10 protein-coding genes and 2 tRNA genes are annotated in these 12,499 nt (G+C 54.5%); 8 read left to right on the forward strand and 4 right to left on the reverse strand.

Features of this window, described 5'->3' with window-relative positions; translation table 11 throughout:
* Positions 1–3 precede the first annotated feature (3 nt).
* From thpD to BC440_RS14470, 3 genes are all read right to left on the reverse strand, one after another.
* Entirely contained in the window at positions 4–915 is a 912-nt protein-coding gene (thpD, locus tag BC440_RS14460) for an ectoine hydroxylase (protein ID WP_071240531.1), read from the reverse strand.
* 230 nt (positions 916–1,145) lie between these two features.
* A tRNA-Gln gene (locus BC440_RS14465) sits at positions 1,146–1,219 on the reverse strand.
* Positions 1,220–1,301: 82 nt separating this feature from the next.
* A tRNA-Gln gene (locus BC440_RS14470) sits at positions 1,302–1,375 on the reverse strand.
* A 252-nt stretch (positions 1,376–1,627) separates the two neighbouring features.
* Between BC440_RS14470 and BC440_RS14475 the strand changes: the two genes are divergently transcribed.
* The 6 genes from BC440_RS14475 to BC440_RS14500 all read left to right on the forward strand — a co-directional run bounded on the left by BC440_RS14475 (position 1,628) and on the right by BC440_RS14500 (position 9,024).
* The gene (locus BC440_RS14475; RefSeq protein WP_223305027.1) at positions 1,628–2,806 is read left to right on the forward strand and encodes a Ppx/GppA phosphatase family protein; all 1,179 of its coding nucleotides are present in this window, start codon (positions 1,628–1,630) and stop codon (positions 2,804–2,806) included.
* A gap of 59 nt (positions 2,807–2,865) precedes the next feature.
* Complete coding sequence (locus BC440_RS14480; RefSeq protein ID WP_007090790.1) at positions 2,866–3,672, forward strand: RlmE family RNA methyltransferase; 807 nt, start codon at positions 2,866–2,868, stop codon at positions 3,670–3,672.
* A gap of 278 nt (positions 3,673–3,950) precedes the next feature.
* Positions 3,951–4,475 (forward strand): PAS domain-containing protein, encoded by a 525-nt coding sequence (locus tag BC440_RS14485; protein WP_007090791.1) that lies wholly within the window; start codon positions 3,951–3,953, stop codon positions 4,473–4,475.
* Positions 4,450–5,778: a methyl-accepting chemotaxis protein gene (locus tag BC440_RS14490; RefSeq protein ID WP_082822540.1), complete on the forward strand. Its 1,329-nt coding sequence runs from the start codon at positions 4,450–4,452 to the stop codon at positions 5,776–5,778. Before BC440_RS14485 ends, BC440_RS14490 begins: the two co-directional genes overlap by 26 nt.
* 242 nt (positions 5,779–6,020) lie before the next feature.
* A complete protein-coding gene (guaB, locus tag BC440_RS14495) occupies positions 6,021–7,487 on the forward strand; it encodes an IMP dehydrogenase (RefSeq protein ID WP_037992357.1) in 1,467 nt (488 codons plus the stop codon).
* Positions 7,488–7,686: 199 nt separating this feature from the next.
* A complete protein-coding gene (locus BC440_RS14500) occupies positions 7,687–9,024 on the forward strand; it encodes an RsmB/NOP family class I SAM-dependent RNA methyltransferase (protein ID WP_071240350.1) in 1,338 nt (445 codons plus the stop codon).
* Between the two features lie 194 nt (positions 9,025–9,218).
* On the opposite strand, the gene BC440_RS14505 is transcribed toward BC440_RS14500, so the two are convergent.
* The gene (locus tag BC440_RS14505; protein ID WP_071240351.1) at positions 9,219–9,566 is read right to left on the reverse strand and encodes a hypothetical protein; all 348 of its coding nucleotides are present in this window, start codon (positions 9,564–9,566) and stop codon (positions 9,219–9,221) included.
* A gap of 302 nt (positions 9,567–9,868) precedes the next feature.
* On the opposite strand from BC440_RS14505, the gene guaA reads away from it, so the two are divergent.
* The gene (gene guaA / locus BC440_RS14510) at positions 9,869–11,422 is read left to right on the forward strand and encodes a glutamine-hydrolyzing GMP synthase (RefSeq protein WP_062952604.1); all 1,554 of its coding nucleotides are present in this window, start codon (positions 9,869–9,871) and stop codon (positions 11,420–11,422) included.
* 141 nt (positions 11,423–11,563) lie between these two features.
* Positions 11,564–12,493 carry a restriction endonuclease gene (locus tag BC440_RS22440; RefSeq protein WP_083379380.1) on the forward strand — a complete coding sequence of 310 codons (930 nt, stop codon included), beginning with the start codon at positions 11,564–11,566 and terminating at the stop codon, positions 12,491–12,493.
* Positions 12,494–12,499: the final 6 nt, after the last annotated feature.

Raw genomic sequence — 12,499 nt, forward strand, 5'->3', positions numbered from 1 at the left:
GGGTTATTCGGCGGCCTGTATTTTTTGACGGCCGCTACGTACCGGAACAATATCTTTGCGCGCGGCAAGAAAGTTCGGTCTTGGCTTCGTACCACCAAATGGCGCAACCAGCCTGTTTGACATCGCATTATAAACGAAAAACAGGTTCGACCGCGGGTAGGGGGTGATGTTGTTGCCCGACCCGTGCAGTGTGTTGCATTCGAAAATCAGAACCGACCCGGCGGGGCCGACTGGTGCGACAATCCCGTTCTCATCGACCATTTCCGAGAGGTTTTTCTGATCAGGAGTGCCGATTTCCTGTATCTTGAGCGAGTTTTTGTAGTTCTGATCGGGAGTTTCTCCGACGCAGGAAATGAACTTTTTATGCGATCCCGGGATCAGCATTAACGGGCCATTATGGGCCGAGTTATCCGTCAAAGTGATCGACATCGAAAGGGCACGCATGCGGGGCATGCCGTCTTCGGTGTGCCAGGTTTCAAAATCCGAATGCCAGAAGAATTCCTTGCCTTTGAAGGCAGGTTTGAAATTGACCCGTGATTGATGAATATAAACATCGTCATCAAGGAAATGTTCGGCAATCGCGACCAAGCGGTCATCTGATATCAGCTTCGAAAACACATCGCTTTTGTCATGAACACGGAAAACGCTACGGACTTCGTCGCTGCCCGGTTCCGAGATGACCTCTTCGTCGGTCGGGTCGGAATTTTCGACCAGCCCTGCCTCGCGGCGGAGCTTGGCGATTTCCCCATCGCTGAAAACATTTTTCAGAAACAGAAATCCGTTCTTTTCATAAAACTTCTCATCCTCGGCCGTGATCATCGGGCAATGGCCATGATCGGACCAGATTACCGGATCAACACGATCGATGATGGTCGGATGGGAAGCGTTTCGGGATCGGTACATATCGGTAAGCATCTCATGCTCCTTTGTTGCCAAATGTGCATTCGTTGCCTGTGATTTGTCACAGATCGTGATAGCCCAACGTGCCGCATAGGCGGCAGGTTCCAAAAAGCGTGAAATATCTTTTCTCTGCGTTCCCGGCTTTCCTGCCTGACAGGAAAAGGACTGTTGCACCACATAAGACAATCACGGCTTTGTGCTGCAAAAAAAAATCGTAAAGGTTCGGGATATGCAGATCAGAAAGATGGCTGGGGAACCTGGACTCGAACCAGGACTAGCGGAGTCAGAGTCCGCGGGTCTACCATTAACCTATTCCCCAGCAGGGGTTTTGGTGCGATTTACTGTTCGGTACATATTTGTACGAGACGAACCTCACCATAGCTTGCAAAGCAAGCAAAGGCTGGCTGGGGAACCTGGATTCGAACCAGGACTGACGGAGTCAGAGTCCGTAGGTCTACCGTTAACCTATTCCCCAACAGAGCCTTGAACGCTGTGTGGCGTGGGCCGCTATTTATTAAACCGATGGCACTTTGGCAAGACCTTTTTTGCCCGTTACGTCTTTGGGCACGGGGGTGAAGCCGCTGCTCCATGAGTTAAATGCATACGGGATTTGCCTTGTGCAACATTGTCGGTAAACTCATATGTGTGATTCGCGGGAACGTCATATAATTGTCGTGTTGATGCGATCAAAGAATTTGTAACCGACAAGCAAGGCAGATCAGAGCAGGTGAAACAGGTATCTCCCCATAGCGACACGCACAGGGCTATCCGCCCTGAAGGCGGTGCTGCCATGGCCGGAAATGCCGTGATGGATGCGCCGTGCGTTGTGCCATCATCGAGTTTGCCTGCCGACAGCCTTGTTGTGGATCGCCCGCTGCACCCCACGACCAGTCATCCCCCGCTTTATGCCGCGATTGATCTGGGCAGTTCGAATTGCCGTCTGCTGGTCGCGCGCCCTTGCAAAGACGGGTTCAAGGTGATTGACGCGTTTTCGCGCGTTGTGCGTCTTGGCGAAGGTGTGCGGGAAAAAGGTTATCTTTGTCAGGCGGCAATGGATCGCGCGATTGACGCGTTAAAGGTCTGTTCGAAAAAACTGCGCAAGCATCCCGGTGCAAAACTGCATGCGGTGGCGACAGAAGCCTGTCGGACGGCCAAAAATCGCGATGAATTTGTCCGGAAGGTCTTTGACGAAACTGGTATTGAACTTAAAATCATCAATCCGGACGAAGAAAGCCGTTTGGCACTTCAGGCCTGCTCTGCCTTGCTTGACGAGCGCCCATATGCGGTGGTGTTTGACATTGGCGGTGGCAGCACGGAAATCTGCTGGATCAAGGTCGACAATATGGGCCAGACCCAGTGCATTGAAACGCTTTCGATGCCCTGCGGGGTTCTGTGCCTGACCGAACGTTATGCCGGGATCGAGCAGCGCCGCGAACGGTTCGAAGCAATGCGCACTGAAATTCGCGACCGCCTGCGCGATTTCGCCAGCCGCAATTGCTGCTCGGATATTCTTGACGATGGCAAGGTGCAGATGGTTGGTACATCGGGCACCGTGACCACATTCTGCGGTATTGCGCTTGGCCTTGAACGGTACGAACGTCACAAGGTTGATGGATCGGATTTGCGGTTCGATGATGCGGAACGCGTCACCGAATTGCTGCTGCGCATGGAAGCTGACAAACGCAAAGGCCATCCCTGCATCGGGAATCAGCGGGCCGAGCTGATGGATGCGGGGGCGGCGATCTTTGCCGCGATTCGCGATATCTGGCCCTTGGCGACGCTAAAAGTTGCCGATCGTGGCCTTCGCGAGGGAATCTTGGTCGATTTGATGCGCGCAGACGGTCATGCTATTGACCCGTGCGATGCGCGACGTCATACAGTGTCCCATATCTCGGCCAATCCATGATCGGCATCGCGCCATCGGATCGTACTGGCCTTTAACACGTTTCAGTTCAGGTAAAGAACATGACCGACAATAGCAGCGGAAAAGGCGGGACGCGCCGCCGCAAGGGTTCAGCCATTGCTGCGATCGATACCGGCGCACGGCGCGGGCTGCGGACGCGCGTCAAAAGTGCCAAGGGACGCAAGATTTCCTCGACCCGCTGGCTCGACCGGCAACTGAACGATCCCTATGTGCAGGAAGCCAAGCGCCTTGGCTATCGGTCGCGTGCGGCCTTCAAGCTGATTGAAATCAACAATCAGTTCGATCTGCTGCGTCCGGGCATGCGCATTGTCGACCTTGGCGCGGCACCGGGCGGCTGGACGCAGGTTGCGGTTGACATGGTCGGTTCAAAACAGGGACGCGGTCAGGTCGTCGGGCTTGATATTCTGGAATGGGAAGGTCTTTCCGGTGCAACCTGTTTGCAGGCCGACTTCCTTGACCCGGCAGCACCCGACATGATCAAGCAGGCCCTTGATGGGCCGGTTGATGCTGTGATTTCCGATATGTCGCCCGAAACCACCGGCCATCGCCAGACCGACCATATCCGTATTATCGATCTGGTCGAACATGCATTGCTGTTTGCCGAAGAAGTTCTGGCACCGGGCGGTATTTTCATCGCCAAGGTGTTCAAGGGCGGTACGGAAAATGATCTTTTGAATCGGGTCAAAAAGAACTTCCGCGTATCCAAACATGCCAAACCACCGGCATCACGCCCCGAAAGCCCGGAAGCTTATCTGATTGCAACCGGCTTCCGCGGGCAGAACAATGCCGCCGATGACATTGCCAATGCAGAGTTGCGCGAAGACGACGGCTGGTCGCCGGTCGGCTAAGTTCATGAAAAGGTAAAATGCAAAGCGCGCCACAAGATCGGCGCGCTTTTTTATTTGCAAAAATTCGCTTTCATCCCGCTTGGGTTGTGTCGCGGGTGAAATATTCCGCAATCCGATTGCGCTAAGTCAAGAAGTGGCAATCCGGCATCTTCTATACATTGGTCTAGCAAATAGTCTCCGCACCGGATGAAATTGACGCAGAATTGCGCGACCCGGGCGGGGTTTCGCTATGTCAGGATCGGTTGTGGGACCATTGATCCGTGAACGGGGTGCAATTGATGAAACAGGATCAGCTTTTTCTGACCGGTGTTGAACGTCATTTTGGCGATAATGAAATTATCGTCAGCAAGACCGACACCAAGGGACGTATTACTTACGCAAATGATGTCTTTCTGCGGGTCGCAGGATATCGTGAAAAGGATATTCTGGGCCAGCCGCACAGCATTATCCGCCATCCCGACATGCCGCGCTGCGTGTTCGCCTTACTGTGGGACACGATTTCCAAGGGGCGCGAGATTTTCGCCTATGTGATCAATCGCTCGGCGAACGGGGATCATTACTGGGTGCTGGCCAATGTCACACCGACCTTCGGGCCGAATGGCAATATCGTTGGTTATCATTCCAATCGTCGGGTACCTCGCCGCGAAGCGGTTGAACAGGTTATCCCGCTTTATGCCGATCTTCGTGCAGAAGAAGAACGCGAACGTAATCGCAAGGACGGCATGGCGCGCAGTACACAAAAACTTGGTAATCTTCTGGGGCAGGCAGGCATCGACTATGATCAGTTTGTTTTCACTCTCTAATCTGCGACGGATTTTGATTTCTGGCCTGATGCTGGCCTTTGGTCTGATTGGTGCACTTCTGATGGCGCCAACGCATGCACCGTTTGTTTCTTTGATTGCGACGATTGCGCTTCTGGTCATGGCGTTGATTGGTGCGGTTGCCATCACGCGTCACAAGCGGATCATTGATGAACTGTACGATATCGTCCATGACGCTGCCGATGGAAAAATGGGTGTCAGGGTCAATAATCGTCAAACACAGGGTTATCTTGCGCCCCTGCAAAATGCGGTGAACCAGTTGCTTGACCTGACCGAGGCGTTCGCCAAGGAAGCCGCAGGTGCCATGGGCCATGCATCGCGGGGATCCTATTATCGCAAAATCCTGCCAAGGGGACTGCGCGGTGATCTGATCGGCTATGCCGGGACGGTCAATGCCGCCCTTGATGCCATGCATGAAAAAACCAGAAACTTCAGCGATAGCGCCGGGCGTATCGGTGATGATATCCAGTCGGTGGTTGGTTCGGTCTCGAACAGTGCAAAACAGCTAAGTGACAGTTCCGATTTTCTGTCCCGGCAGGTCAGTCGCATCGCCGAACAGGCCAACGATATGCGCCTTGCTGCCGATGACAGTACCGAGGCCCTGAACGGCATCGCGGTTGCCACCGAACAATTCAGTGCCTCCATTCGTCAGATCGGCGCGCAGATCAATGGTTCCGCCGAACTGGCCGAAGCCGCGGTTAGCCGGGCCCGTGTTGCCGATAATCACATCACGCGTCTTGATGACATGGCGCTTCGCGTGACCAAGGTGGTCGAACTGATCACCGATGTCGCCGATCAGACCAATCTTCTGGCCCTGAACGCCACCATAGAGGCCGCCCGTGCCGGCGAAGCAGGCAAGGGTTTTGCCGTTGTCGCGACCGAGGTCAAAAACCTGGCGTCCCAGACATCGCGTGCCGCCGAACAGGTGATTGGTGAAATCGGCGAAATGCAGTCAATGACCCGCGAAGCCGTTTCATCGGTGCGCGAGATCAATGAAAAGATCAGCGAAATCGATAGCGGTGCGCGTCTGGTTGCCGAAGCCGCCCGCGAACAGACCGAAGTTGTCGGTGCGATCAGTGACCGGATCGATCAGGCGGTGCGACGCATGCAAACCATTGCGGCCATCCTTGCTGACGTTGCCAGCGGCACGACCGAGTCCGGCTCTGTCGTCCTGCAACTCCATAGCGAGGCGACAAATCTTCTGGGGCAGGCCGATTCACTTGATGGTGATGTACGCCGGTTTATCGACAAGGTGCTCAACGTTCCGGATGCTGCGACCGCGTAAAACAGGGGCGGGCGGCTTTCGCGATTGCGGCAAACGCTTGGTCTGCCTTGCAAAATTCGGGGGTGATCCGGGCATAAAAATGGGGCTGCGCCAGATAGCAGCCCCATCTACCAGTTTCTAACGGAACTGCCCGGATAATGCAGCAATAAAATAACAGGGCTGCTATGGGCGCAGAAAACTTGGCATAAAGGCCATAACGTGTATAAGTTCCGCGCCAACTCAGATTAACGAGGTGGCCCCATATGACCCGCATTGCAGAAGCCCTGACGTTTGATGACGTTTTGATCAAACCCGCCGCCAGCGAAGTGCTGCCGGCACAGGTGCAGACCAATACCCGCATTACCAAAAATATCGACCTGCGCATTCCGCTTCTGTCGTCCGCAATGGACACAGTGACCGAAAGCCCGATGGCGATTGTTATGGCGCAGCATGGTGGTATGGGGGTCATTCACAAGAACCTCGATATCGCACAGCAGGCCGAACAAGTTCGCCGCGTAAAGAAATTTGAATCCGGTATGGTCGTCAACCCGATCACCATTCACCCGGATCAGACGCTCGCCGATGCGCTGGACCTGATGGACATCAACCACATTTCCGGTATTCCGGTTGTTGAACGCGCCAGCAACAAGCTGGTCGGCATTCTGACCAACCGCGATGTGCGTTTTGCGTCCAACCGTTCGCAACCGGTTTCCGAACTGATGACCCACGAAAATCTGGTTACGGTAACGGAAAATGTCGAAACCGAAGAAGCCAAAAAACTTCTGCACCAGCATCGCATTGAAAAGCTTCTGGTGGTTGACGAAGCCTATCGCTGCACCGGCCTGATTACCGTCAAGGACATCGAAAAAGCCAAATTGCACCCGAATGCGTGCAAGGATGAAAGCGGTCGTCTGCGTGTTGCCGCGGCAACCGGCGTTGGCGAAAGCGGCTTTGAACGTGCGATGGCGCTGGTTGAAGCCGGTGTTGACGTACTGGTCATTGATACCGCACATGGCCATTCCGCCGGTGTGATCAAGGCAGTCGAATATATAAAATCAAAGATCGGCAATACCCAGATCATCGCCGGTAACGTTGCCACCCCCGAAGCCGTCAAGGCACTGGCCGAAGCCGGTGCGGACGCGGTCAAGGTCGGCATCGGTCCGGGGTCGATCTGCACCACCCGCATTGTTGCCGGTGTGGGTGTGCCGCAATTGACGGCCATCCTTGAATGTGCGGAAATCGGTCACAAGCTTGACGTTCCGATCATCGCCGATGGCGGTATCAAGTTTTCGGGCGACATTGCCAAGGCAATGGCCGCCGGTGCCAGCACCTGCATGGTTGGCTCGCTTCTGGCCGGTACCGACGAAGCGCCAGGCGAAGTCATCCTGTATCAAGGCCGTTCGTACAAATCCTATCGCGGGATGGGTTCGGTCGGTGCGATGGCACGCGGGTCTGCGGACCGTTACTTCCAGCAGGACGTTCAGGATAACCTGAAACTCGTCCCCGAGGGCATCGAAGGCCGCGTCCCTTACAAGGGCCCGGCTGGTCAGATCATCCATCAGATGGTTGGCGGTCTTAAGGCATCGATGGGCTATACCGGTTCGGCAACGCTTGCCGATTTCCGTGAACGGGCCCAGTTCGTTCGCATCACCAATGCGGGCCTGCGCGAAAGCCATGCCCATGACGTGACCATCACCCGCGAGGCCCCGAATTACCGTCCTGGTAACTAATCGGGGCACGCTGATCAATTGGCTGGGCTGCCTTGCGCTTGTCGCTGTTGGCGAATGGCCCAACCCGTGATATCAGCGGGCACAAATTTCAGGTGACGGCAGGCAATCCTGCCGTCATCGCCTTTTTTATCGTATGGTGTTTGCTTGAGTTCCCATATCGGGACAGGAACATCACACTCAGACAGGTTGGACATTCGTTTTGAAACCCGGTGCACGTATCGCGGCTGTCATTGAACTTTATGATGGCTGGACCCAGACCAGAGACGACGCAGACCGCGTCATTTCCGGCTATTTTGGCAATCGCCGTTATATCGGTGGTGGCGATCGTCGCGAGATCAGCGAACGTTTCTATAACCTGATCCGTCATCAGGCGCGTCTGGGCTGGTGGCTTGCCGAATGCGGATATGAGTTTCAGGATGGTCGTGCGCGCATGATCGCCGAACTGGTCTTGCAGGACAAACGCAAGGCCGAAGATATTTCAAGCATGTTCAATGGTGAAGAATTCTGCCCGAACCCGCTGCATCCGGCAGAAAATCATCTGATCAACAAGCTGACCGGTAAAACCCTTGACCATGACGGGCAGCCGGGCGCAGTCAAAACCGAATTGCCGAAATGGCTGTATGCCGAGCTGCTAAAGCTCCATCACGAAAATCTTCCGGCGGAAATGGTGGCCTATAATCAGCCTGCCAAGCTCGATCTGCGTGTCAACCGCCTGCGTGGTACGGTCGAGGACGCCATCAAATCGCTTCAGGCCGATGGCATCCACAATATCGAAAAGCTTCCCTATGCACCGAACGGCCTGCGTCTGCCGCTTGGCGTCAATATGCTGGTCACTGCGGCTTACAAGGATGGCCTGATCGAAATTCAGGATGAAGCATCGCAGATTTGCGTGCGTCTGGTCGATGCCAAGCCGGGCATGCATATCCTTGATATGTGTGCGGGCGGTGGCGGCAAGACGCTTGGCATGGCATCCGACATGCGCGGCAAGGGCCGTATCCTTGCCTGCGATACCCATGGCGGTCGTCTGGATAATTCGCGCAAACGTGCCAAACGTGCCGGTGCCGGGGACTGCATCCAGCAGCGCATCATTTCCGATGAACGTGATAGCTGGCTTCGCAATAAATCCGGTTTCTTTGATCGTGTTCTGCTTGATGTTCCCTGTTCGGGGCTTGGCACCCTGCGCCGCAACCCGGCGCTGCGCTGGCGCATCGGGCAGCGCGATATTCGCACGCTGATGGCAAGCCAAAGCAAGATTTTGAAGGCCGGTGCGGCAAAGGTCACCAAGGGCGGGCGTCTGATTTACGCGACCTGTTCGATCATGCCCGAAGAAAACGAACGCCTGATCGAAACCTTCATGCGTGATCGCAAGGATTTCCGACCGGTCCCGGTCAGTGAAATCTGGCCCGACGCCCCGAAATCCGTTCCGGTCCCCGGTGGCAAGGACAAGCCGTGGCTTCGCCTGTCGCCTAATGTTCACGGTACGGACGGTTTCTTTGTTGCGGTGTTTGAACGCACAGCCAAAGGCAAGGTGAAATAATGACAATGGCGGCCATGGTCATCGCAAACAACCCGATGTCCGATGCCGCCCTTGGTCTGCTTGCAAACTGTAAAATTGCGGCAAGAAAAATGGCCCTGTCCCGAATGGGGACAGGGCCAGTTCTTTCCACAAGTGCATTTTACCGTGAACGCGATGTGAAGATTGGATCTTCCACAGTTTACCCGACCGGTTTTTTATTCCGTCTTGGGCGCAGTTTCGCCACCGGAGGTGCCGCCATCATCCTGCGGCATCAGTTCCAGCGGGCTGCTATCTTCGCCTGCATTGCCATCAAGACCCTTCATGCCCGGAACTTCCTGATTGTCGTCCGGCAGGACGGTGTTCGGCGCTTCGCCGGTTTCGGCTGCCGGGGCATCAGGTGCCGGGGTCATGGTGTCGCTCTTCTCGGTACCGGTTTCAGTGCCAAACAGCGACGCAGGGTTATTGCTCTCGGACTGGGTCATTGCAATGGCCGTTGCCGCACCGGCGACCAGAAGAAGGCCAGCGACGGCAAGCGCGATTTTACTGCCTTTGTTCTGTGTCATTTGTCTGTGTCCCTTTGCATGGTCAAACTTGATTTGCTCATGATTTCTGATTCTGTCGGACGCGGTTATCTCCGTGCTCCGTTGGAAACCAAGTTACAGACGCATTGCGCAGGAAAAAGGGACCAATTGTGCTCTTTTCGGGGGCGTTCCGGCAAGAAAAGGCCGCAATTGTCCCCAAATGCCGGAATTCGGCATCAGAATTTCATGAATGCATCCCAAGGTAACCGTTTGCGCCGGGTTGCCGAGACGGATGGTTTGGCGTATGTACGGCGCAACCCCATACTCGACGGAGATACGGCCCGATGACAGATCGCGTGCTGATTATTGATTTTGGATCGCAGGTCACCCAGCTGATTGCACGCCGCGTGCGCGAAAGCGGTGTCTATAGCGAAATCCACCCCTTCAACAATGTCTCGGATGCTTTCCTTGACGAATACGCGCCCAAGGCCGTGATCCTGTCTGGTGGTCCGGCATCGGTCCATTGGGACAAGGCACCCTCGGCTCCGGCAAAGGTCTTTGAACTTGGCGTGCCGGTGCTTGGCATCTGCTATGGTCAGCAGACCATGGTCAATCAGCTTGGCGGCAAGGTCGCAACGTCCGATCACCGCGAATTCGGTCGTGCCTTTGTCGATGTGATCGAAGACTGTGCACTGTTCACCGGCATCTGGGCCGAAGGTGCACGCGAACAGGTCTGGATGAGCCACGGCGACCGCGTCGATGCCCTTCCTGACGGGTTCCGCGTTGTTGGTAAATCCGAAGGCGCACCATTTGCTGCCATCGCCAATGACGACAAGAAATTCTATGCCGTCCAGTTCCACCCCGAAGTGGTCCACACCCCGCATGGTGCGCAGCTGCTTAAAAACTTCACGCATGGTGTTGCCGGTTGCTCTGGCGACTGGACGATGAACGCTTATAAAGACGACGCCATTGCCAAAATCCGCAAACAGGTCGGCGATGGCAAGGTCATTTGCGGTCTTTCAGGCGGTGTTGACAGCTCCGTCACCGCGGTTCTGATCCACGAAGCGATTGGCGATCAGCTGACCTGCGTGTTCGTTGATCATGGTTTCATGCGCTCGGGCGAGGCCGATCAGGTGGTCACCCTGTTCCGTGACCATTACAACATTCCGCTGGTCCATGTTGATGCCTCGGAAACCTTCATTGGTGCGATCGAAGGCGAAATCGATCCGGAAACCAAACGCAAAACCATTGGTCGCCTGTTCATCGAAGTCTTCGAAGAAGAGGCTAGGAAAATCGGCGGTGCTGATTTCCTTGCTCAGGGGACCCTTTACCCGGACGTCATCGAAAGCGTGTCTTTCACCGGCGGCCCGTCGGTCACCATCAAGTCACACCACAATGTCGGCGGCCTTCCGGAACGCATGAACATGCAACTGGTCGAACCGCTGCGTGAACTGTTCAAGGACGAAGTCCGTGACCTTGGTCGTGAACTGGGCCTGCCCGACAGCTTTGTTGGCCGTCACCCGTTTCCTGGCCCGGGCCTTGCCATCCGTATCCCCGGCCAGCCGATCACGCGCGAAAAGCTCGATATCCTGCGCAAGGCCGATGCGATCTATCTCGAAGAAATCCGTAATGCCGGTCTCTATGACGCCATCTGGCAGGCCTTCGCTGTGCTGCTTCCGGTCCGTACCGTTGGCGTGATGGGCGATGGTCGCACCTATGATTATGCCTGTGCGCTGCGCGCGGTCACCTCGACCGACGGCATGACCGCCGACTTCTTCGCCTTCCCGCCGGAACTCCTTGGCCGCATCGCCAACCGGATCATCAACGAGGTCAACGGTATCAACCGCGTCACTTATGACTACACCTCGAAACCACCGGGAACGATCGAGTGGGAATAAGCTTTCCGATCACCAGAAACAACAAACGGCGCGTCCATTGGGCGCGCCGTTTTTACTTCTTGCTGAATCTATCTTGATAGGAAGTAAGAGGTTATAACTAATACTTTATCTGCTTGTGCTAACTACGTCAGGAAAATAGGGATGACTTTCGGCCCTGTTGTTTTGGATCTTCTTGAGACAGTTTTGACAGAAAGTTGGGAATTTCACGACCAGTTAGACAAGTTTGTCATCCGGTCTGGCGTTCCAAGGAAATGGCTCGACGATGCGAGGTCAAGAGCTGAGCAAAGAGCACAAAACTCTCGGCGAGAATATGAGCGAGCACCAAAAAGGTTTGTTGTGCAAGAGCTTCTGGAACTTGCGCAAGGGCAAAAGGATTCAGGGCAGAAAGCTATTAGCAATCTCGTTTCTTTTGCTGTGAAACTTGATGAAAGTGGATTCCCAGTCCGAGCGAAAGAGGCATTGAGTGGATTACGAGAACAGTTTGAGATCGCGCAATCGATTAGAAAAGAAAATGAAAAAGCAGAGCAACGGAGGAAAGAAGAAGGCATACAAAGAAAGAAAGACCAAAAATACGAGCAGAAAGAGGCAACCAGAGCAGAGATTTTGAATGAATTTAACTTGCTAGTGGTAGAAGAAAACTCTCAGAAAAGAGGTTATGCGCTAGAACAGTTACTAAAAAAATTATTTGAGTTGGAGGGGCTTTCGCCACGGGGGTCCTTCCGCAATAAAGGTGAGCAAATTGATGGTAGTTTTGAATGGCAAGGCCATACCATTGTTCTTGAGGCAAAATGGGTATCCTCACCTGTCTCTGGAGCGGAGTTTGGAGCTTTCATCTCGAAAATTAGCGGTAAAAGTGCAAATACGCGTGGATTGTACGTTTCAGTGAATGGTTACTCGACCGAAGCTCTTGAGGGTCTCCAAACAAAAGGCGAGTTAAGATTTGTAAGTATCGATGGGGCCCATTTGTATCGCGCGTTACAGCCAGGTCAGAGCCTAAGTGCAATTTTGCGTTTGGTCTGGCGTCATGCAGATGAGACTGGAAGTTCTTACTTGCCAGTAAGCAATATTTAGTTGAAT

Origin of the sequence: Thalassospira sp. MIT1004 (genome assembly GCF_001858545.1) — a bacterium.
In the GTDB taxonomy this organism is placed as follows: Bacteria; Pseudomonadota; Alphaproteobacteria; order Rhodospirillales; family Thalassospiraceae; genus Thalassospira; species Thalassospira xiamenensis.